At 37.0% G+C, this 21255-nt stretch carries 22 protein-coding genes and 1 pseudogene; 9 read left to right on the top strand and 14 right to left on the bottom strand.

Annotated elements, in window-relative coordinates; genetic code table 11:
• Window positions 1–137 precede the first annotated feature (137 nt).
• The 4 genes from mltA to H6G44_RS09875 all read right to left on the bottom strand — a co-directional run bounded on the left by mltA (window position 138) and on the right by H6G44_RS09875 (window position 3516).
• Complete coding sequence (gene mltA, locus H6G44_RS09890; RefSeq protein WP_190386390.1) at window positions 138–1400, bottom strand: murein transglycosylase A; 1263 nt, start codon at window positions 1398–1400, stop codon at window positions 138–140.
• Window positions 1401–1403: 3 nt separating this feature from the next.
• Complete coding sequence (locus H6G44_RS09885) at window positions 1404–1652, bottom strand: hypothetical protein (protein WP_190386389.1); 249 nt, start codon at window positions 1650–1652, stop codon at window positions 1404–1406.
• Window positions 1653–2194: 542 nt separating this feature from the next.
• Complete coding sequence (locus tag H6G44_RS09880) at window positions 2195–2806, bottom strand: tetratricopeptide repeat protein (RefSeq protein ID WP_190484306.1); 612 nt, start codon at window positions 2804–2806, stop codon at window positions 2195–2197.
• 251 nt (window positions 2807–3057) lie between these two features.
• Window positions 3058–3516, bottom strand: a complete 459-nt coding sequence (locus H6G44_RS09875) for an NADAR family protein (protein WP_190386387.1) — start codon at window positions 3514–3516, stop codon at window positions 3058–3060.
• Window positions 3517–3681: 165 nt separating this feature from the next.
• Here H6G44_RS09875 and H6G44_RS09870 point away from each other — a divergent pair, with 165 nt between their 5' ends.
• From H6G44_RS09870 to H6G44_RS09850, 5 genes are all read left to right on the top strand, one after another.
• Window positions 3682–4299, top strand: a complete 618-nt coding sequence (locus H6G44_RS09870; RefSeq protein ID WP_190386386.1) for a DUF4129 domain-containing protein — start codon at window positions 3682–3684, stop codon at window positions 4297–4299.
• Window positions 4300–4385: 86 nt separating this feature from the next.
• Window positions 4386–5474 (top strand): DUF4350 domain-containing protein, encoded by a 1089-nt coding sequence (locus H6G44_RS09865; protein ID WP_190386385.1) that lies wholly within the window; start codon window positions 4386–4388, stop codon window positions 5472–5474.
• 310 nt (window positions 5475–5784) lie between these two features.
• Entirely contained in the window at window positions 5785–6738 is a 954-nt protein-coding gene (locus H6G44_RS09860) for an AAA family ATPase (RefSeq protein ID WP_190386384.1), read from the top strand.
• Window positions 6739–6820: 82 nt separating this feature from the next.
• Window positions 6821–7018 (top strand): hypothetical protein, encoded by a 198-nt coding sequence (locus H6G44_RS09855; protein WP_190386383.1) that lies wholly within the window; start codon window positions 6821–6823, stop codon window positions 7016–7018.
• A gap of 79 nt (window positions 7019–7097) precedes the next feature.
• On the top strand, window positions 7098–8417 hold the full coding sequence (locus H6G44_RS09850) for a DUF58 domain-containing protein (protein ID WP_190386382.1): 1320 nt from the start codon (window positions 7098–7100) through the stop codon (window positions 8415–8417).
• 202 nt (window positions 8418–8619) lie between these two features.
• Here the strand turns inward: H6G44_RS09850 and H6G44_RS09845 are convergent, their stop codons facing one another.
• A complete protein-coding gene (locus H6G44_RS09845) occupies window positions 8620–8934 on the bottom strand; it encodes a YkvA family protein (RefSeq protein WP_190386381.1) in 315 nt (104 codons plus the stop codon).
• Window positions 8935–9123: 189 nt separating this feature from the next.
• On the opposite strand from H6G44_RS09845, the pseudogene H6G44_RS09840 reads away from it, so the two are divergent.
• The 3 genes and pseudogenes from H6G44_RS09840 to H6G44_RS09830 form a co-directional block, all read left to right on the top strand.
• Window positions 9124–9742, top strand: a pseudogene (locus tag H6G44_RS09840) (MotA/TolQ/ExbB proton channel family protein); the annotation flags it as partial.
• A 369-nt stretch (window positions 9743–10111) separates the two neighbouring features.
• Window positions 10112–10759 carry an ExbD/TolR family protein gene (locus H6G44_RS09835; protein ID WP_190386380.1) on the top strand — a complete coding sequence of 216 codons (648 nt, stop codon included), beginning with the start codon at window positions 10112–10114 and terminating at the stop codon, window positions 10757–10759.
• Between the two features lie 302 nt (window positions 10760–11061).
• A complete protein-coding gene (locus H6G44_RS09830; protein ID WP_190386379.1) occupies window positions 11062–11934 on the top strand; it encodes an S-methyl-5'-thioadenosine phosphorylase in 873 nt (290 codons plus the stop codon).
• A gap of 26 nt (window positions 11935–11960) precedes the next feature.
• On the opposite strand, the gene H6G44_RS09825 is transcribed toward H6G44_RS09830, so the two are convergent.
• From H6G44_RS09825 to H6G44_RS09785, 9 genes are all read right to left on the bottom strand, one after another.
• Window positions 11961–12251: a type II toxin-antitoxin system RelE/ParE family toxin gene (locus tag H6G44_RS09825; protein ID WP_015079746.1), complete on the bottom strand. Its 291-nt coding sequence runs from the start codon at window positions 12249–12251 to the stop codon at window positions 11961–11963.
• Complete coding sequence (locus H6G44_RS09820; protein WP_015079747.1) at window positions 12251–12586, bottom strand: hypothetical protein; 336 nt, start codon at window positions 12584–12586, stop codon at window positions 12251–12253. Before H6G44_RS09820 ends, H6G44_RS09825 begins: the two co-directional genes overlap by 1 nt.
• 167 nt (window positions 12587–12753) lie before the next feature.
• The gene (locus H6G44_RS09815) at window positions 12754–13047 is read right to left on the bottom strand and encodes a TPR end-of-group domain-containing protein (RefSeq protein ID WP_190386378.1); all 294 of its coding nucleotides are present in this window, start codon (window positions 13045–13047) and stop codon (window positions 12754–12756) included.
• A 101-nt stretch (window positions 13048–13148) separates the two neighbouring features.
• A complete protein-coding gene (locus tag H6G44_RS20725) occupies window positions 13149–13307 on the bottom strand; it encodes a tetratricopeptide repeat protein (RefSeq protein ID WP_190386377.1) in 159 nt (52 codons plus the stop codon).
• Window positions 13308–13358: 51 nt separating this feature from the next.
• Window positions 13359–15473, bottom strand: coding sequence for a caspase family protein (locus tag H6G44_RS09805; protein ID WP_190386376.1), 2115 nt, complete (start codon window positions 15471–15473; stop codon window positions 13359–13361).
• Window positions 15474–15556: 83 nt separating this feature from the next.
• Complete coding sequence (sat, locus tag H6G44_RS09800; RefSeq protein WP_190386375.1) at window positions 15557–16732, bottom strand: sulfate adenylyltransferase; 1176 nt, start codon at window positions 16730–16732, stop codon at window positions 15557–15559.
• A 312-nt stretch (window positions 16733–17044) separates the two neighbouring features.
• Entirely contained in the window at window positions 17045–17503 is a 459-nt protein-coding gene (locus H6G44_RS09795) for a phosphate-starvation-inducible PsiE family protein (protein ID WP_190386374.1), read from the bottom strand.
• Window positions 17504–17851: 348 nt separating this feature from the next.
• The gene (locus H6G44_RS09790; RefSeq protein WP_190386373.1) at window positions 17852–19429 is read right to left on the bottom strand and encodes a B12-binding domain-containing radical SAM protein; all 1578 of its coding nucleotides are present in this window, start codon (window positions 19427–19429) and stop codon (window positions 17852–17854) included.
• Between the two features lie 324 nt (window positions 19430–19753).
• A complete protein-coding gene (locus tag H6G44_RS09785) occupies window positions 19754–20350 on the bottom strand; it encodes a glyoxalase-like domain protein (protein ID WP_190386372.1) in 597 nt (198 codons plus the stop codon).
• A gap of 207 nt (window positions 20351–20557) precedes the next feature.
• Here H6G44_RS09785 and H6G44_RS09780 point away from each other — a divergent pair, with 207 nt between their 5' ends.
• Window positions 20558–21181, top strand: a complete 624-nt coding sequence (locus H6G44_RS09780) for an RNA polymerase sigma factor (protein ID WP_190386371.1) — start codon at window positions 20558–20560, stop codon at window positions 21179–21181.
• Window positions 21182–21255: the final 74 nt, after the last annotated feature.

The raw sequence follows: 21255 nt of genomic DNA, 5'->3' as shown, positions 1-21255 counted from the left end.
TTGCCCGCTAATGCTCAATTAACTATTTATGTTTATGCTGATGATGATAAATTTGATTATCCACCATATTAAGCAAAAATAAAACTCTTAAAACTCTTGTGGGGCGGGCATCTTGCCCGCTAATACTCAATTACCTATTATTTTAGTAATAAATAAAATAGTAACCCATTACCGCCAGAAATGCCAGCGCGATCGCCCGCTAATTTACCAGAACCCATAAAATAATCAACCCTTCCTGGTCCTTTAATTGCACTACCAGTATCCTGATCTAAAACAAAACGGTTCACTAGACGAGATTCCAATTTACCGCTACTATTAGGATAAGGAAAAGAATTGATAATTAGCGCCAATGCTCCTGGAGGCATAAGTGCCTTATCTGTAGCAATAGAACGTTCAGCGGTGACAGGTATCATAAGACTACCAGTAGCAGGTGCACCGTTAGTTTCTGCAAAGAAAATAAATCTTTCCCAACGGGGTAAATAATTACTCAATTCCTTGGGATGTTTCTGGAAATAACTAATTAATTTCGGCATACTTAAGCCACTAAGGGGCAGTTTACCATCTTTTGCCAATTCCTTGCCAATACTAGTCCAAGGATAATCAGTTCCCCCCGCATAACCAACAGATGTTCTTTGTCCATTAGTTAATCTAATTTGGGCAGAACCTTGGATATGAACCATGTAAGGGTCTAAACGATTACTGAACCAGAGAATTTCTAATCCCCGTAATTTACTTTTATCCCCCAGTAATCCATCTTTCCCTTCTAAATCAACCCTTTTAGGATGGGGTTTTGGCCATTTCTGAAAATCCGCTGGTAGACGATAAAGAGGATACCTGTATACAGCAGTCCTAACTCTACTGGCCACATACACAGGTTCATAATAGGCTGTAAATTTAACAGTCCCCTTACCATCATTGCCCACAGACTGATAAAAAGCAAATTCCCGACGCACAGCAGCTTGTAGTTCTGCTGCTGACTGAGAACTAACAACCACTTGTCGAAAACGGACTAAACTTTCTCGGACTCGATTTAGGGTAATTTCCTTAATCGGATAATTTTGATATACTTCAATAGCTTTATTAGTTGCTAAATAAGTCAAACTGTTATCTATTGAAGTTAGTAACGCTTGTTTATCCCCCTGTTTACCCCACAGTTGTTCGTCTAAACCTAGACAATTATCAGGAGTACAAACGCTTTCTAAATCAATAAGTTCGAGCGCTGGTAGTGTTACTGGTGGTGTTACTGGTGGTGTTACTGGTGGTGTTACTGGTGGTGTTACTGGTGGTGTTACTGGTATTGTAATTGGCTGTGAAGTAGGAGCTTGAGCTATAACTGAAGAAAGTGGATTTATCAGAGCAATTCCCAGTCCTAAAGCAAGCAAAGTTAGGTTTTTTCTCATCTTTTATCTTTCAATACTGGAATTAAAAACTGGTTCTACCCGAATCCCTGCAATTTTAGATGGCCGTACCACTAGATATTCACCTTGAATGTTCTTAATCGGTACGTTAATAAATTCGTTAGAATCATGCTTGGGAGTTAATACACTAGTGTACCATTTCTGAAATTCTGGAAAGGTAGAAAAACGCACTTCTTCCCGATGTCCATTATCTAACAGCAAAAAGACAGCATACTCGTTAGGAGTTCTAGGCATAAATTCACATTACTAAAAATATATCTACTTAATTGTTAGCTAATAATATAATATATTCTCACAAATAACTCAGAAAAAACCACCCCGACAATTCTTTAATTCAGGATAGACTATTTTAAACTATTATTCACTGTTGCTATTCAATTTTAGGATAATATTACAAACAACAACACCCACACATCTACTAGCTTGTTGAATCCCTCTTTTTGTTAACTCTAGCCAGGGATGTACTACCTTTCATCAACTTGATCAATAAGGGATGGAAACCAGTTACAGCGCCCCCTGATTTTCATTGATTTGAGGGAATATCAGCTTTCGCGTTGGGTGTTGTCGTTTGTTGACGAGACAGATTTGAACTAAACAGCAATTTCACCTCTTACCTAACTTGCATTTTCTATCTTCTTCTTTCTCTCTAGCTGTTGTATCTGCCAGGGAAGCTCTAATGGCTTCAACTATTAGAATAACAACTTTAAAATAGATTGGATATTTTTGCAATTAAACTTTACAAACAAAAAACATCAGTGAGCTTTAAAAGCCTATACTTAAAATCCTCCTAATGCACGAATATTATCAAGAATGGTAACTTCTAAATAGGGATCGCCCACAGCCCGATATATGGGTAAAGCTTGGTTGAAAAAGTCCAGTGCCTTTTGCTTTTCTCCTAAAGCATTGTAGACAAGACCGATATTATTGAGAGTGGTAGCTTCCCCACCGCGATTCCTACGGAGCGCTTCGCTATCGCCCACAGCCCGAAGTATGGGTAAGGCTTGGTTGTAATAGTCCAGTGCCTTTTGCTTTTCTCCTAAATTATTGTAGACAAAACCGATCCAAACAAAGGTATTAGCTTCGTTTTTCTTATCATTGACCACCCGATACAGCGATAAAGCCTCTTGCCATTTTTGAATTGCTTGTCGCAAAGACTCTGCTGATCCTTGTTGATAAAGTGTCATTCCCTCTTCCAAAAGCCGTTCTGCATTTTTCTTTGTTGCTGCTGGAGATTGAGCAATTTTTGAGGAATCATCTTTTGCCAAAACACGGCTAGAGTCAGTAACTGCACTCACACAACCAAACAACAGAATACTAATAGACAAAGTTATATAGCCCTTACCTACCAGTAACATCAGCCAATTATGTTGTTGTTTTCTATTTTTCATCAGAATTAATACTTGGTAAAATCGTAACCTCTGTTTATAATATCAGCTTTTTTTGATGATATTCTCAGTAAACAATAGTTTATACAAGCGACCAGTCCATTTTCTGTAGCTTGGGTTAAGCGACAACGCGACCCAACGCCAATGTTGGGTTTCATACTTCAACCCAACCTACAAATTCAGGGTTTTTCCAATTTGGACAAGGTATTGCTCAGTAAACAATATTTTATATAAGCGACCAGTATCAATGGTTTTCATCTTTTCAAGAATTGTGAGCGGATTTCTGCACGTACACTCATGAGGATTTTACCGAGATGATTTTCTCCTGTATGATTTGCACCACAGCCCCAGAAACAATCTGTAGGGGAATTTTCTATGAGCATTTCATCACCTGTGATTAATAATATTTCCCTAATATCAGCATGAGTGATAAATTTGTGTAGTACCCCAATCCGCATGACTTGAGTTTTGACCAATTCCCAATCTGGACGGAAACGACGAGAGGGACAACGCCCTAAAGCAGCAGCCTGTTCAGGACTGACAGCAGCGTGAATTAAAGGTATAATGGGAGCATCGGAACTACCAACAAACTTTTGTGCTTGATAATAATGCTCAACGGTTGGCCAGTAAGTACCATCAATGTTAATACTGTGGGGAGAAAAGTTAGAAAAACAACCATAGGGCTGGGAAACTTGATAAAAATAAATAGTCATTTGCAAAATTCTCTTTTATACTAAGTTAGCAAATTCAGTCATCAACATCTCTAAAAAAATCTAGGGACTTTCCCCGAAAGTTTTCTCCGGGGGTTTGAGAAACCAGATATTTAATTTTTGGAAATGTTAATACAAATAAAAAATAGGTTGAGCCATTCTTTTTTTATGTCTACAGATGCTTTTGAAAAAACAAATTGGGTGTGGGAGTTTTCTTTATTTCAGCAAAAAGTAGGGGAATGGGTGGAATATCAATTTTCCCAGTTTCAAACAATTCTCCCAGAATTACCTTCTGAATGGTCAATTAGTCCTTGGGTAGGAAAGTTATTAGAAATCCTATTTTGGTCAGGATTAGGTTCATTTTTACTGTGGATAGGGTGGCGATTATGGCAAGAATTTAATCCTTATATTTATGCTTGGCTGAATACAATTAGTAATTATTCGAGTTCTAGAAAAAACGTTGATTCCAGAGAAATTTCAATTGCTTTATTATTAAAACAATCTCAGGAATTTAACCGACAGGATAATTATACAGAAGCTTGTCGCTGTATTTATTTGGCAATGTTACAGCAGTTACATGAACAAGCAATTGCTCTAGAAAAACCTAGTCGCACAAATGGGGAATATTTACACTTACTCAAATCATCGGTTACTCTTATTCAACCCTATCAAATATTAATTACTACCCATGAAAAATTATGCTTTAGTAATTACAAAATATTGGCAGAAAATTATCAACAATGTTGGCAAGCTTATCAACAAATACAGCGGATTTCATCTGGTTAAGGTACATTACAATTATCATTAATATCTGTACCTCATAATATTGAAATCTGCTGTATTTCCCCAATTATCATGGATAATTATAAATTATGAAACCCAATCAGCGTACTTTTTGGTTTGGCTGGATAGTTTTATTAGCGATAATATTACTGACTATTTTAGCAGCCCCCAATACTAAAATAACTAATGGCTCTACGTATAGTCGCGCTCCTGATGGTTATGGTGCGTGGTATGCTTTTATGCAAGAAAAACAGATCAGTATTCAGCGTTGGCAAAAGCCATTTAGTGATTTACCAACCACAAAAAACCCTGTAACTTTACTACAAGTTAACAGTGAGTTCAAGGATATGGAAACATATCCACAACAAGAAGAATGGGTAGAAAAAGGGAATACTTTAGTAATTTTAGGAATTAAACGACCAGTAACAGCAGCAGCATTTAGCACCCAGCATGAATCAGCGTTTGGAGAAGTTAAAATTGATACTAGCCGCCGATATAATCGTAATAAAGGAGAACAAGTTATACTAGAAGACGAATTTGGGGCAATAATTTGGCAAAGAAAACTTGGTCAAGGTAAAGTTATTTTAGTAACAACACCATATTTAGCAGCTAATGCCTATCAAGAAAAGGATGGTAATTTTAAATTACTAGGAGATTTAGTGACCAAAAATAGTCAGAAAATATTTGTAGACGAATATATTCATGGTTATAAAGACAAAGATATTCAGGAAAAAGTAGGAGAAGACAGTATATTCAATTATTTTGCAAAAACTCCCCTATTACCAGCTTTTATTCAGGGAATTATCCTATTATTGGTGTTAATTTGGGCTAAAAATCGCCGCTTTGGTAAACCAGTAACTTTAAAAACACCAGTTATAGATAATAGTCAGGCTTATATTCACGCTTTAGCTGGAGTTTTAGAAAAAGCAGTATCTAGTGATTTTGTTGTTGAAATGCTAGGGAAAGAAGAACAAATACAACTACAAAAAGTTTTGGGTTTGAGTCAAATTCCTGTAGAAGATCAGGTTTTACTAAAAATCTGGGAAGAACAAACAGGGAGCAGTACAGAAAACCTTAATAATGTATTACAACTAAAAGCACAAAAACGCCGAATAAATGAACGAGAACTGATAAACTGGTTAGGGAAATGGCGTAAATTACGAGAAAGTAAAAATTAAATTTCTCAAAATCTCTTTCTATTCCTTTTTTGTGTATGTGAGAATGTAGGTTGGATTGAGCGATAGCAAAACCCAAAAACCCAAAATTATCAAGGTCTTGGTCAAACTATAATCTACTAAAGGATTTTGTTGGGTTTCCTTTGTCAACCCAACCTACTATAATCTACTAAAGGATTTTGTTGGGTTTCCTTTTTCAAACTAACCTACTATAAGCTACTAAAGGATTTTGTTGGGTTTCCTTTTTCAAACTAACCTACTATTATCTAATATAAGCTTTATATTCTTTCTTTTTTGTGTGAGAGTGATCAATATGAGTCAAACCAATAATTCCATTTTAATTAACCTGGGAAAAGCAATTAATCAAATAGTTGTTGGACAACCTACTTTGATTAAACAGACATTAATCGCTTTATTAGCAGGAGGACACATCATTTTAGAAGGAGTTCCCGGTACAGGAAAAACTCTTTTAGTTAAGGTTTTAGCCCAATTAATCCAATCTGATTTTCGTCGTATTCAACTAACTCCAGATGTTTTACCATCTGATATTACAGGTACAAATATTTTTGATTTAAATACCCGGGATTTTACTTTAAAAAGAGGTCCTATATTTACAGAAATACTTTTAGCTGATGAAATTAACCGCACTCCTCCAAAAACCCAAGCTGCACTCTTAGAAGCAATGGAAGAAATGCAAGTTACACTAGATGGAAAAAGTTTACCTTTACCTGATTTATTTTGGGTAATTGCTACCCAAAATCCTTTAGAATTTGAAGGAACTTATCCCTTACCAGAAGCGCAATTAGATCGGTTTTTGTTTAAGTTAATTGTTGATTATCCAGAACAAACAGCCGAAAAACAAATGTTATTAAATCGTCAGTCTGGGTTTGCTGCTAAACGCTCAGATATTGCCAGTTTAAAACCTATTACCAAAGTAACTGATATTTTGCAAGCTAGACAAGCTGTAAAACAAGTTCAGGTATCAGAAAAAATAGTTGATTATTTATTAGAAATTGTCAGAAAATCCCGTCAATATCCTGATTTGGCTTTAGGTGCTTCTCCTCGCGCTGCGGGCGCTTGGTTGCAAACTTCTCAAGCAGCAGCTTGGTTATCAGGTAGAGATTTTGTTACCCCAGATGATGTAAAATCAGTAGCTCCACCTTTATTACGTCATCGTTTATTATTAAAACCGGAAGCAATGCTAGATGGTTTACAAATTGATGCGGTGGTTACAGCATTAATTAATCAAGTTCCAGTTCCTAGATAATTCATTGATAATCTCATGTTGAAAACAAGTTTCATAACAAGAATTACATTCCCTAAAGAGACAAGAATAGTTAATAAAAACCATGAATAATTCAGCATTTATTATCTTTATTCTCTTTGCAATAATTTGGGTTTTAATGGCAACTGCATCTGTAATTATCTTCTTGAAATCAGATGGACAAAAAGTTCATTTTGGCAAAACTGGACTGATTATTTCTATCTCTATTATTCTCCCAATTATTATGGCTCTGAGTTATGCAGCATTTAGGGGAACATTTTGAAATTTCCCTAATAGTCTAGTTGCAATTCGTCACAAAATTGACGGCAGAAATCAGTATTCATAAATTCATCCTTGATAATATGATTCCCTCCAAAAAAGTTTATTTCTTATTAATTGCGGGAATATTTATTTCCCCAATTTTGTCTATGATTTTGGGAATTGATCAAACCATAATCATAATTTGTTTATTTGATATTACCGTTTTTATCTTCATGGTAATTGATATTTGGAGAATAAAAGCCAACGGTGTAGAAATTACCCGCGAATTACCTTTACGTTTATCTATTGGTAGGGATAATTCAGTTATATTAAAAGTCCAAGCGGGGAAAGTTGATACAGTTATTCAAGTTCGTGATTATTATCCACAAGAATTTGCTGTTTCTGAAAACACAATTACAGCTAATATTTATGCTAATCAAAACCAAGAATTAATTTACACAGTTTATCCAAATCAAAGAGGAGAGTTTTCTTGGGGAAATATCCAAGTCCGACAGTTAGGAATGTGGGGTTTAGGGTGGTATGATTGGCAAATTCCCCAAAATACACAGGTAAAAGTATATCCTGATTTAATTGGATTGCGATCACTTTCTATTCGTCTCACATTACAATCATCAGGTTCTATCCGCAAAATTCGGCAAATGGGTATAGGTACAGAATTTGCTGAACTGCGGAACTATCGCAGCGGTGATGATTTGCGGTTTATTGATTGGAAAGCAACAGCTAGACGTGCTTATGGTAATACAGGACCCCTAGTTAGAGTTTTAGAACCAGAACAAGAACAAACATTATTGATATTACTAGATCGTGGCAGATTAATGACAGCACAAGTTCAGGGTTTACAACGATTTGACTGGGGTTTAAATACTACATTATCCCTAGCATTAGCGGGTTTACACAGAGGCGATCGCGTTGGTGTTGGTGTATTTGATCGCCAAATACATACGTGGATACCCTCAGAACGAGGACAACATCACCTCAACCGACTCATTGATAAACTCACCCCCATTCAACCAGAATTACTGGAATCTGACTATTTAGGTGCAGTTACTCATGTCGTCAAACAACAAAGCCGCAGGGCTTTAGTAGTCGTTATTACGGACTTAGTTGATATCACTGCTTCCTCCGAACTTCTCGCAGCACTTACCAGACTCGCACCCCGTTATTTACCCTTTTGCGTCACCCTGGCAGATCCTCAAGTTGATAAATTAGCACATACCTTTACGGAAAATGTTACACAGTCTTATATTCGCGCAGTTGCTTTAGACTTATTAGCACAAAGACAACTGGCATTTGCTCAATTAAAACAAAAAGGTGTATTAGTTCTCGACGCACCGGCAAATCAAATTTCCGAACAGTTAGTTGATAGATATTTACAACTTAAAGCTAGAAATCAGCTTTGAATAGAAAATTGCTTTTTTTAGTGAGGTAGACTATGCGGGTAAAATGCCTGTACCACAAGAGTTTTACAGTAATTTCCGGTGTTATAAGGTACATATTTGTACCTCATCTTCAGCGGAAAACGCTGTATCATTAATATCTGTGCTTTAGAATACTAGAAAATGCTGTATGTTGGGTTTCCTCGCGGCCACCCAACGGATAATACTACTTACTAGTAGTAGAACTAACATCCACAGTTTCCCCTGGGGAAGTGGCATGATTAGCGGAATTGCTGGTACTATTTCCTACAGTTCCTTTCTTGGTCTTCCAACCATCAATTACCAATCCCGAAACTTCAGTAACGAATAAAGTTAACAGTAAAACATCATCAACTTGGCCAATAATAGGAATAAAATCTGGAGAAATATCCAAAGGGCTAATTAAATAGGCAACTGTGCCGATAATTACCCACCAACGGTACTTAGGATTACGTAATGTATTCCGATACCATGTATAAAGGGATTGAATTGAGAAGTTCATATTCTTAACCTCCAGTGGTTTTTTTCATTTTGGCAAATAATCCTCTAAATTCCCGGTGGGAATAACCGTCAGATTGTGTATAGAAGATGTTACTCCTTAGTAATTAACGAGAAAAGTTTGTGAGTAATGCAAAACTCTCTAAAATAAAAATGCTTTGACTACTAGGAATGGTGAGGGGAAATTTACACAGTGGATATTTTAGATTTGTTTAAGAAGGGCGGGCCAGCTATGTGGCCTTTGTTCGTTTTGTCGGTTCTATCACTAAGTGTGATTTTTGAACGGCTGTGGTTCTGGTTAGTGATTCTTGCCCAGGAAAAAGAAATAGTCAATCGGGTTCTTGACGCTGCTGGTGAAGATTGGGGAATCGCTGAAACAATAGCTGAACAAGCCAGAAATCAGCCCATTGGTAGATTTTTATACGCACCTTTAAGCTTGCAAAAAAGTGATCCAGAAACTTTTAGATTGGCGCTAGAATCAACCGCAGCCGACGAGGTAGCTGGAATGCGTCGGGGGGAAAAACTTTTGGAGGCTGTAATTGCTCTCTCACCCCTGTTAGGATTGTTGGGTACAGTCCTGGGTTTGATTCGTTCTTTAGGTGCAATTCGTATTGGTGATTTGGGAACTGAATCTACAGCAGGTGTAACTACGGGGATTGGAGAATCACTAATTAGTACAGCATCAGGATTAATAGTAGCGATCGCTAGTTTAGTATTCTACCGCTTATTTCAAAGTTTTGTTGTTAACCAAGTCAAAATTTTCAACAAAGCGGGTAATGAACTGGAATTGCTTTACCGTCAATATCCTCCTGAACCTAAAACAGTTAACACAGAAAGATTCTCAAAACGTAGTTCTAAGAATTTTGATTTATCTTCTGGGTTAGAATCAAAAACATTTATCCAAGAACCAGAAAATCAGCCAGATGATACAATTGATAATTTAAGTTTGCACTCTACTTCATCAATTGAGCCGGATGATACAATTGATAACCCCAGTTTAAATGCTGTAAATTCAGCAGATTTGCCAGATCACACAACTGATAATTTAAGTTTGCACTCTGCTTCATCAATTGAGCCAGATGATACAATTGATAACCCCAGTTTAAACCCTATAAATTCAGCAGATTTGCCAGATCACAAAACTGATAATTTAAGTTTGCACCCTGTAGAAAAACAAGAAGATGAAAGTTAAGCTAGATACTCCCGGTGAAGACCTTCAGATTCAAATTATCCCTCTAATTGACGTTGTTTTTTGTATTCTGACATTCTTTCTATTGGCGGCTTTACAATTTACCCGTCAACAAGCAATTAATGTTGATTTACCCAAAGCTAGTACGGGTGAAAATTCCGCTGCTAATTTCCAAATTAAAAGCAAAATATTACCTGTGACAATTGATGCTGTTGGATCGCTTTACATAGAAAAAGAACAGATAAAACGAGAGGAATTGGAAGGACGTTTAAAACAATACATCCAAGCCAATCCAGATGGGATTTTAGTATTAAATGCGTCGCGGACAGCTACTTATAACGATGTAATTCAAATATTAGATTTGCTGCGACAAATAGGAGGAAATCGTGTATCTTTGGGAATTATCCCTGGTTCATCTCAACCATTGACAAATTCATCTAGTTTTCCGGTTCCTCCCATACCTAATAATCCCACAAATCCCGAAATCAACTCACTAGGAAATTTGAGGTCTGTACCACCAATTAACCCAAATTCATTTCCCGCACCAGGGAACGGAAATAACCCTAGTTTAGTTCCTAACAGCACTTTACCTCAGGTGACCGTAACACCAGGAATAAATAATTCCTCTCCTCAAAATTAAAACCATTTTGTGAGAAATTACCGATATTATTTCCCCATATTTTCCTTATCAATAGGAAGTTATGGGGATATTTTTAGGTAAAATTAAAGGTACAAAGTTGAATCATGAAACTCTTGTGGTGCGGGCATCTTGCCCGCTATATATGTATCTCATAACACCGGGAATGTATCTAAAATTGCTCTAGATTGAAGATTTTTCAACTTTTAGAAAAACAAGAACTTTATTTTTTGTCGGATATTTTTGTACAATATACAGATGTTAAAATTACTGCTTAGTCCCATTTATCACAAAGTCAATACTTTATGACAGTAGCGAAAATCGGAATCATTGGTGGAAGCGGTCTATATAAAATGGAAGCGCTCAAAGATGTGGAAGAAATAGAAATTTCTACACCTTTTGGTTCACCTTCAGATGTGATTATTCTCGGAACTTTAGAAGGAACAAGAGTAGCTTTTTTAGCGCGTCATGGTCGTAATCATACATTATTACCTGCTGAATTGCCATATCGGGCTAATATTTACGCGATGAAGCGATTGGGGGTAGAATACCTAATCTCTGCTAGTGCTGTGGGTTCTTTGAAAGCTGAAGTTAAACCCTTAGATATGGTAATTCCCGATCAGTTTATTGATCGAACCAAGAATCGCATTTCTACCTTCTTTGGTGAAGGAATTGTGGCGCATATTGCTTTTGGTGAGCCGATTTGCCATAATTTATCTACTATTTTAGCTGAGGCGATCGCTTCTTTAAGTTTACTAGATGTCACATTACATAATGGTGGTACGTACGTATGTATGGAGGGACCGGCTTTTTCTACTAAGGCTGAATCTCATCTCTATCGGAGTTGGGATGCTACAGTCATCGGGATGACAAATTTACCCGAAGCGAAGTTAGCACGGGAAGCGGAAATCGCCTATGCAACGTTGGCGCTGGTGACGGATTATGATTGTTGGCATCCAGATCATGATACTGTGACGGTGGAAATGGTAATTGGGAATTTACATAAAAATGCAGCAAATGCACAAAAGGTAATTCAAGAAACTGTGAAGCGGTTGAGTGCAAATCCTCCTGCTAGTGAGGCGCATTCGGCTTTGAAATATGCGATTTTGACGAATTTGGAGAAAGCACCAGCAGCAACTAAGGAGAAGTTGGCTTTGTTGTTAGAGAAGTATTTGTAAGGGAATAGGGAATGAGAACTGACTGATTAAATCGGTCTATTCTCTCGCCCATGATAGATGCGTAAAATAATCACATCATCTTCAAGAATAGCGTAGTGAATAATATAGCCGTATTTACCAAAAGAAACTAAAAGTTTTCGTAATCCTGCTACCTCATCTACAATCGCGCCTCGATGTGGATTTTGCTGTAGAGTATCGCTAGAAGAGACTATTGTTTGTACTGCGCGTGCTGCTGCGTTAACATCATTAAGTGCGATAAAATCGTAATGACGATTTAAGTCGTTAATTGCAGTTTGGGTCCAAACTATCTGAGACATCAGCGTTCTTGATTGATTCCTAAGCTATTTACCCATTCCCGCACTCGTTCATGTTCTACTCCTGAACCCGTGCGACGGTAGGCTTCTAGCGCAGATTTACTTTGCTGAATCATGTCGGCTTCAGTGAGAGGTTGAAAATTTAGTTCTGCATCTATTTCGCCATACTCAAGTGATTCTTCTGTGGTTTGAGTAGGTTTATTTGTCAGCAACCGCTCAAAATCTTCTAATTCCCCAGATGTACCAGTTAGCCATGTTAATAGAAGGGTTTTTACTTGTTCTCCAGGTAATGGTTGAAGATGATCTAGAATTTGTTGTCTAATATTACTCGCTATCATAAGTTTTTGATTGTTGTGGTAGCTTTGCGTTTAATATAACATTTTTGGCGTTGGTGATAGATAGCCATATTGAGGTATGAAAATCAAAAATTCCATTTCTCAAACTCCTAATCTTTGCGTCGGAAGGGTGAGATAAATTCATACTTTCATTCACCAACGCCATAAATTTAGTCTTCTATCAATTTCTTAAATCGCTCATCTTCTCTAATTTCATCAAAGTAAGTGTTAGTTTTTGCTTTGGTTTTGTATTCGTGATTAAGGTCAATAGCTTGTTTTAAGTCCTTTATAGCTAAATCCACTTCCTGAATTATTGCATAACATTCTGCTCTATCATACCAAGCTCGGTGGTATTTTTGTTCGATTTCAATAGTCTTGTTAAAAGATTCTATTGCTTCTTTATATTGTTTTTTGCTTTCTTCGGACAGGTCTAATGAACCTGGACCTAAATATATATCTTTCATTCGTTTTAGGCGTAAAACACCCCGACTGTACCAAGCTTGGTAAAATTCTGGTTTAAGTTCAATAGCTTTGTTGAAAGATACAAGTGCATCTTCCTCTCGATCTAAAAAAATAGTGCTACACCGCGATTTTGGTATACTTCATGGAAGGGTTGTATTTGAATGGCTTGATCGTAAGCTTTAATTCCACCCTCATAATCACCTGAAAGGCACAAAGTATTCCCTCGGTTGAAATAATTATCAGCAGATAAGTAAAATTCCATACAATTTTGAATCTATAGTAGGATACGTAACTATAATACCCCATTGCGTGTTTACACTACTTGAAAACTAAAGTTCAAACTTGCCCAATTATTAACATCCAAAACATAGGCATCATTGATGTCAGTTGTAACATTACTAGCATTATGTAAATCTTGTAATATGGCTTGGGCAACTTCTAAAGGGTTGACAATAGGACTAATAGCCTGTTGATCTGTGGTAGGATATTTAGCGATCGCTAATGCCGTAAGAGTTTCCTGAAACGGTGCTGTACTCAAAATAATTTGGTGTTCACAAAAAGTATAACGAGTGGGAAGTAACCAGCCAGCTATTGGATGATTGTCGGGGATTTTGACGGTTTTACCTGGGGGAATCAAGATTTCTACTAATTGGGGTTTCGTAGGAGGAATATTCTTCTGTGATAAAACTTCCCAATGATAAAAAGCAAAGGGATCTTGATGATTATTTAACCCCACTAAAACTAAGTATATCGGGCGATCGCTCAAATTTTCAATTTTATATTGCCAGCGACTACCCACAGGAATTGTTGGCATGGTAATTCCCTCATAACCAGGTACTTGAAAAGTGTTATCCTGAACAGGATTTCCCAAAGTGTCCCTCACCATAAAAACATGGGATACAATTTTGTTAACAATCTCTAGACTTACCTTCACAGGTAGACGCGAAGAATCTTTATTTTCTGTAAGTTGCCACAACTTGGAAGCTAACAAGGTTGAAAATTTTGGTGTTAATCGCTGTACTGCTACCTTCACCGCTTCTTCAATTTCCCCTATAGTATTAAGAATCACCTCACCACTCAAGCAAAAAAGACCATAACGACTGGGTACTTTAGCAACTTTACCAAACACGTAATCAGCCGTTTCTTCTGCGGTAGCAATATTGGCAATTCGACTAATCCCGGAAAAAACACTAGTAGCATCTACCCGTTCAATTCTTTCCAAACCCTGATCTAAAGCCACATTAACATGAATATTCCGGGGTAATACACGAATAATCTCTTGGACCATTTGCCCAACTTGAGGTAGACTATCAATCCCTTGATTTATCAATTCGGCTGTGGCTATTAACCCACTGCGTGATTTAATCAATAACTCTACACCCGTCTCCAAAGTTAAACAAGAATTTACACCATAATTGGCGAGAACTTGGGGCGGTAATCCTCCTAACCACAACTTGACTAACTTGCCATTTTCTTCTATTGCTTGAACCGCGCCAATACCTCTCAAGTTATTAATCGGTAAATAATCAATAATTAAAGCATTGTGAGATTCTTTTAGCTCATTTAATAGACCCGGTTGTTGTTTACCACCTAACCGATATATAGAAGTAGTAACACCAGAAAGAAAAACCGTGATAGTTTTGGCTGGGATAGTTTCCCACAGATATTGAGTTAAAGCATAAGTTAATAATCCTGCACTCCAATTAGAGAAAAGAAATTCTCCTGCTTGCTGATTTGCTTCTGAAGTAGCCTGAATAATTAGAGGCTTATTAACAAATTTCTGACTTTTAAATTGCCATAAAAACTCTAATTCTTCTTTTGATAAAATTGCCGTTGATAATTCTGGACGGGTACGCATTCGCAAACCCATAGGTTTTAATTCATCAACATGATAGTAACTAGTATCTAATACTGCTGTGACCCGATTTGTCGGTAACGATCTTAATAACCGTAACAGATTTTCTTCTAATAAATAGTTGCTAGATGTTGTCCCTAGGAAATTATTTTCATCAACAGGAATTATAGCATTTTGTAATATTCCCATTCCCGAATTAACACGAGTACCATAACCAGAAAAATGGAAAATTACCACATCTCCAGATTTGACTTGCTTACCCAAATGCTCCGAAAAAGCCGCCTTAATAAAATCTTTACCAGCTTGTTTGTCAGTTAACGTGAGAATATCTGACGCTGCAAAGCCACAACGATTAATTAACAATTCTGTTTGCAATTCCACATCGGTAACACAACCACCAAGGACAGGGATTTGTGGATATTGATTAATCCCTATCAATAATGCCAACTTACGCTGGCTAGATTGTGCTAAAGCTTGGTAATAGGAATTTCCCAAACTTAACCATTCAGTTTCAGCCAACCCCAAGGCCGCTAATAAGCTGCCAACCCGCTGTAAAAAATTACGCCGTTTCATAATTAGCTATCAGACTCCAGCCCATCAGCTAATAGCTTAAAGGCTAAAGTCTATACAGTAAAGTTTCTAATCTTAATCTAAACTTATACAGGTGAAATTTGCATAGCCCGGGTTAATTCAGCCGCTACTTCTGGGCGAGAAAATTCCGGTGGTGGTAACTCACCCCGACGTAACATTTCCCGTACCTTTGTTCCAGACAGGTGAACCCGTTCCTCTGGAGTGCTAGGACTGGTTTTCGTTGTAGCCATTTGTTTGGTACGCTGGCAATAGAAAGCGTGTTCAAACTTCATTGGTACAATTCCCAACTCTTCCGGGGCAAATTCATCGAAGATATATTGAGCATCATAAGTGCCGTAATAGTCACCTACACCAGCATGATCACGTCCGACAATAAAATGTGTACAGCCGTAATTTTTCCGCACTAAAGCATGGAAAATTGCTTCTCTGGGACCTGCATAACGCATTGCTGCGGGGTTAATTGCCAAAATTACCCTATCTACAGGGTAATAGTGTTCTAGTAAAATTTCATAACAACGCATCCGCACATCAGCGGCAATATCGTCTTCTTTAGTTGCCCCTACCAACGGGTGTAAAAATAGACCATCAACGGTTTCTAAGGCGCATTTTTGAATATATTCATGGGCCCGGTGGATAGGATTGCGAGTTTGGAAACCAACAATGGTTTTCCAGGTTTTTTCTCGAAACATTTGCCGTGAAGCCGCTGGATCAATTTGGTAGCTGGGAAAATGGGGATGAGAGTCACGTTGCAATAACCAAATATCACCAGCTAGGTTGATAGAACCTTGGTTATAAACTACTTGTACTCCGGGATGTTTAGCGTCATCGGTACGATAAACATTGATAGCTTCCTGTTGTTTGTCGTAAGTATATTTCTGGGTTAGTTCCAATACCCCAATAAACTCGCCTCTGGAGTTATCCAGACGCACTAAACCCCCTTCTTCTAGAGGAGTTGCTACTGCTTCGGTTACAGACAGTGTAATGGGAATTGACCAGACAATACCGTTCGCTAACCGCATTTCTGTGACGACCCGGTTGTAGTCGTCTTGGTTCATGAAGCCTTGAAGAGGACTAAAACCGCCAATGGCAATCATTTCTAAATCAGAAACTGCTCGCTCATCAAGTTCCACACGCGGTAAAAAGTCAGCTTTGGAGAGAAATATTTCTCTTTGTGCTGAGGAAGCAACCCGGTTAATTAACTCTCCACCGTGGGGGACAATGGCATCTGGATGGTAACTCAACGTAATTTTTCCTAATTGTTGCTAACTATGTATTAATTTATCAAATTCTTGGCACTTGTAACACAAATTATGGAAAAGTTTTTGTCAATTGCCGGTCGGGATAAGGTAGATCACTCTATGTCAGGAAAAGCTAACATACTCCAGAACTATTTGGTTAATTCTCGACTAAGTATTAAATAATTTTAGAGTGTCTAAAATAAGCTCATTTTTTTAGTATCGGGAAATATACTATATTTACACTGTAGCACTTTTTTCCAAAGCTAACACGAAAGACCCAACCGGAAAATTAATCATACTAGTAATTACCCTCATTTAATCTTCTTTTTTAGAATTGCTACTCCGAATTATAAAATAACTAATTGATAGGGCAAGAATTGCAAAACCTAAACCAATAATTTCTAGACCTTCAGTCACCTTCAAATCAAGAATAATAATTTTTCTAGCAATAGCAATTAGAGAAGTAACAATAACTAACTCTACTTGTAAAACGTGCTTTTTGAGGTAACCAGTAATATTTTCTAAAATTTCTAAGGCAATTAAAACGTTGAGAAATAGTCCAAAAGTTTTAAACAATGTTTGACTAAAACCACTTACTTCTGGAGAAAGAATTTCTTGAAAAATAAATATTGCCAAATCAGCAAGACAGGCAAAAATTACTATGAGCATTAATAACGCTAGTAATTTGGAAACTATTACTTCAGTGATTTCGATTAAGTATATAAAGCTTTTATCACTAGTAAATCCTAGGAATCTTTTGATTAATTTTCTCATTTGATACCCCTTGATTAAAATTCAGTTGAATATTATAAAGATAAAACAAAAATCCTTAAATCTCAAGGATAAGAATAATTTTACCTTTTGTGACATATTTGGGTTATTTTCTGGTTACTCACTGTAATATTATACCAAAGAAAACTGGATGATAGTGAGGTATAAAGTTTTTGAGTTTTAGGGAACAGGAAACAGTGAATAAATTGGTTACTTCATGAAACTGGGGAAGGATATATATACAAAATTTTACAATTAAATTTTCGATAAAATCACTTAATGATAATAAATAAATCCCAGACTTATACAAAAGTCAAGGATTGGGGGATAAACTATTTGTAATTGAGCAACTTAACTGACGGTTTCTAACTGTAAACTTATTGCTTTTTGCTCCTGCTCATGCTGTTGAAATTGGGCTAATTCTGATTCTATTTCTGCCTTAACTTCATGACGGAACTTGAAAAAATGTTCACCTGTACCCAAGGCGATTAAATAATCATATAATAGATGAGGTTTACGCCAAGTCATGATTATTAATTGCCTCCAAAAAACAAACCGTGTAGAACGTAATCCTCCCTGTCGCCAACAAATAGAAATTAAAAATTTTAACTCCGATTTAGTTAAAGTGCGTTGATATTTAGCCCGCCAACCTTCCATCATCATAAAATGGCGAAAAGTCCGTTTTAGATAGGGCATAGGCTCATATAGATTCCAAAAAGCATCAATAAATTCCTCGGCAATTTCGGACATTGGCCGAGTAGGAATAAAATTCATTAAAGATTTTTGAGAACCGAAAAATTCACCTAACCCGTCTATTAATCTTCCTTCTTTTTGCAAGCGAGTCCACATAGCCGTATTGGGTAAAGCTTGCAGTAAATTCAAATGAGCTTGGGGAATACAGGTTGCTTCTATAAACTCTTGAATCCGTTTACCTGCTCCTGGTTTTTCACCATCAAATCCTAAAATAAAACCAGACATAATTTGTAATCCGGCTTTAGTAATTTTATGGCAAGATTCAACTAATGAATTACGGGTATTTTGGGGTTTATTAATTCCTACTAAACTATCGACATCAGGGGTTTCAATTCCCATAAATATCTGGACAAAACCAGCTTTCACCATTAATTCTAGTAATTCGTCATCTTCTGCTAAATTCAAAGAAGCTTCTGTTAATAAAGCAAAGGGATAATTACGTTCTTCCATCCAGGGAATTAATGCCTTTAAAAAGACTTTAGCATTGCGTTTATTGCCAATAAAGTTATCATCAACGATAAACACATAACGCCACCAACCCATCTTATATAATACTTCTAATTCTGCGAGAATTTGTTCAGGTGTTTTTGTGCGGGGTTTGCGACCAAAAAGGGTAATAATATCGCAAAATTCACATTGGAATGGACAACCACGTGAAAATTGGACAGTCATTGCTATATAAGCATTTAGATCTAATAAATCAAATCTGGGTAAGGGAGTTGTGGTAACATCTGGTTTTTCTGTAGCTCGGAAAATTCCTTTTTCTTCTCCTTTTTCTAAAGCTTCTAAAAACATGGGAATAGTGATTTCTCCTTCATCTAAAATTAAGTAATCTGCTCCTGCTTCCAGGGCAAATTCTGGAACAGATGTGGCAAATGGTCCGCCGACTACGACTTTTTTACCTAATTTTTTACCTTTCTGAATTAATTGACTAAAATCCTGTTTCTGGATAATCATTGCAGAGATGATCACCAGATCACACCATTCCCAATCTGCATCTGTTTCTAGACGAACATTGCGATCGCTTAATTTAATTTCCCAATCAGTTGGTAACATCGCTGCGACGGTAATTAAACCTAATGGGGGATTGGTAGCCCGCAGATTTGCTAAATCAAGAGTTTCCTGATAAGACCAGAAGGAATTAGGCATTATCGGCCAAATTAATAAAGCTTTCATTAAGCATATTCCCCTGAGTTATTTTTTGATTAAGACCTATTTAGTCTGAACTATAAAAGCTAAGTTAGTTAGTTTTTATCCCTCTAGAGGTACAGATTATTGTAGTTTCGTTCTTGGGCTTTTTTTTAGACAATTGGGGGGAAAGCGAATATATTACCTGATGAGTACCTGACTGTTTTTGTTAGACTCATATTGTATACTTGACTTTATTCTCTCTTCGTCTTTCTTGTGCAGAAATCAAAATGGTTGAAAGTAAAATTTAACACCTTATGTTCAGAAATTACAGTTTAGGGTGCATTAGGAAAACCCAACACACCCCCAGGACTAATTAGCAACTTCAGCCATTTCAATGACACGCCCTTCATAATCCTTAACTAAAAAATTTAAAGGCTTTTGGTTACGAATTTTGAACTTTAAACCCCGGACTTCCACCCGCATTAAAATTAATTCTAGACAATCATGATCAAAACAAACATGACGATGCTGATCTTTTTTGCCTAAACTTGCACCAGTGATAATATGTAATTGAGTATTTTTCTTGAGTTGATACCATAGTCCTTCACTACCATTGTTCATGGTGGGATTAGACCAATTGGAACTAGCGGACATATACAGCGGGTCAATACCTGTTGCACCAATAGTTTGCTCGTAATTGTAATAATAGTGCAAAGGGACTTCCGCCACTGGCAAATCTAGCAATCCTTCGTATAACTGTCGGGCAACTTCTAAATCTGATACCATAACAGTATAAACTTTAGGGGCACTACTGAGGAACATCCACATAGCGCCAGCGTAAGCCGCCAACAGCATAATCATAATCCCCTGGGTAGAGAACAGGCTATCCAAGGGCAGGGAAGGTAAAAAAGAGCCGAACATGAGTGGACTCAGCAGGAACATTATGGAACTAACTTCTATAACCATGAACAAACAGAATCACAATAAAGGAGACGCTTTGAGTATTGTCAGTTAAGACTAACATTAAGTCTTTGTCTCTAGTTTATCAATAGTCTAGTGGTCTGACTTCCCAAACTTACTAATTTTTCGATATTATTAGCCATGGCTTCACCTGCCGCAAGCATCACATCACCGTTCCCCAGTATATTGTAACAACTATCTAGTCCAGAGATTGTGCAAATTCCTCACTTTCCCGAAGCAAATCACCCATTGGTGAAATCGCTATTTCATCACAGTGACCCAGAATTACTGAATCTATTTCAGCGAAATCCAGATCATGGCAAGTATTTTACGGGGATTTTTTGCCGTTATAGTCCTATAGTTTACACTTTAATTCGGCATTCAGCGCGATCGCCTGTACAAGCTGATTATTTATTTGCCCTTATCTGGCGAAATATCTATTATGAATTAGGTGGACTGGATTTAAACCAAGCAACCCCAGGAAGCGACTCCTTCACTTTACAAAACTGGTTAATTAATATCACTGCTTTCCATATTAACGAGATTAAACTACCACCCACAGAAGCGATACATTATTCTCTCAAGGATACATCACCACCTCTATGGTGCTATATTGAACAGGCATTAGATCAATTACCACCAATATCACGATTAATCATCTTAATGGCACAAACCTTCCACTGGAGCGAAACCAGAATTGCTGCTTATTTGCAAGCTGAGGGTGAACAAATTTCTCCCGCTGAAGTAGCAAATTCTCTCCAGGAAGGTTATCAAATGCTAGAAGATAAATTACCTGCTGATATTCGAGCTATTTACTTAGGCGAAACTGGGATTTAGTCCTAAAATTAGCTATAATCATGACAATAGCTGATTTACTTATTCATCTAGAATTGGTTTTTACCATCTATTTA

Source organism: Aphanizomenon flos-aquae FACHB-1287 (assembly GCF_014698755.1).
Lineage (GTDB): Bacteria > Cyanobacteriota > Cyanobacteriia > Cyanobacteriales > Nostocaceae > Dolichospermum > Dolichospermum flosaquae.
Note: the sequence above shows the minus strand (reverse complement) of the source record. Positions and strands in the feature narration are given on the sequence as shown.

Coding starts and splice junctions, on each gene's coding strand:
- mltA (WP_190386390.1), bottom strand. CDS start 1,400: ATGAGAAAAAACCTAACTTTGCTTGCTTTAGGACTGGGAATTGCTCTG.
- H6G44_RS09885 (WP_190386389.1), bottom strand. CDS start 1,652: ATGCCTAGAACTCCTAACGAGTATGCTGTCTTTTTGCTGTTAGATAAT.
- H6G44_RS09880 (WP_190484306.1), bottom strand. CDS start 2,806: ATGAAAAATAGAAAACAACAACATAATTGGCTGATGTTACTGGTAGGT.
- H6G44_RS09875 (WP_190386387.1), bottom strand. CDS start 3,516: ATGACTATTTATTTTTATCAAGTTTCCCAGCCCTATGGTTGTTTTTCT.
- H6G44_RS09870 (WP_190386386.1), top strand. CDS start 3,682: ATGTCTACAGATGCTTTTGAAAAAACAAATTGGGTGTGGGAGTTTTCT.
- H6G44_RS09865 (WP_190386385.1), top strand. CDS start 4,386: ATGAAACCCAATCAGCGTACTTTTTGGTTTGGCTGGATAGTTTTATTA.
- H6G44_RS09860 (WP_190386384.1), top strand. CDS start 5,785: ATGAGTCAAACCAATAATTCCATTTTAATTAACCTGGGAAAAGCAATT.
- H6G44_RS09855 (WP_190386383.1), top strand. CDS start 6,821: ATGAATAATTCAGCATTTATTATCTTTATTCTCTTTGCAATAATTTGG.
- H6G44_RS09850 (WP_190386382.1), top strand. CDS start 7,098: ATGATTCCCTCCAAAAAAGTTTATTTCTTATTAATTGCGGGAATATTT.
- H6G44_RS09845 (WP_190386381.1), bottom strand. CDS start 8,934: ATGAACTTCTCAATTCAATCCCTTTATACATGGTATCGGAATACATTA.
- H6G44_RS09835 (WP_190386380.1), top strand. CDS start 10,112: ATGAAAGTTAAGCTAGATACTCCCGGTGAAGACCTTCAGATTCAAATT.
- H6G44_RS09830 (WP_190386379.1), top strand. CDS start 11,062: ATGACAGTAGCGAAAATCGGAATCATTGGTGGAAGCGGTCTATATAAA.
- H6G44_RS09825 (WP_015079746.1), bottom strand. CDS start 12,251: ATGTCTCAGATAGTTTGGACCCAAACTGCAATTAACGACTTAAATCGT.
- H6G44_RS09820 (WP_015079747.1), bottom strand. CDS start 12,586: ATGATAGCGAGTAATATTAGACAACAAATTCTAGATCATCTTCAACCA.
- H6G44_RS09815 (WP_190386378.1), bottom strand. CDS start 13,047: ATGAAAGATATATATTTAGGTCCAGGTTCATTAGACCTGTCCGAAGAA.
- H6G44_RS20725 (WP_190386377.1), bottom strand. CDS start 13,307: ATGGAATTTTACTTATCTGCTGATAATTATTTCAACCGAGGGAATACT.
- H6G44_RS09805 (WP_190386376.1), bottom strand. CDS start 15,473: ATGAAACGGCGTAATTTTTTACAGCGGGTTGGCAGCTTATTAGCGGCC.
- H6G44_RS09795 (WP_190386374.1), bottom strand. CDS start 17,503: ATGAGAAAATTAATCAAAAGATTCCTAGGATTTACTAGTGATAAAAGC.
- H6G44_RS09790 (WP_190386373.1), bottom strand. CDS start 19,429: ATGAAAGCTTTATTAATTTGGCCGATAATGCCTAATTCCTTCTGGTCT.
- H6G44_RS09785 (WP_190386372.1), bottom strand. CDS start 20,350: ATGGTTATAGAAGTTAGTTCCATAATGTTCCTGCTGAGTCCACTCATG.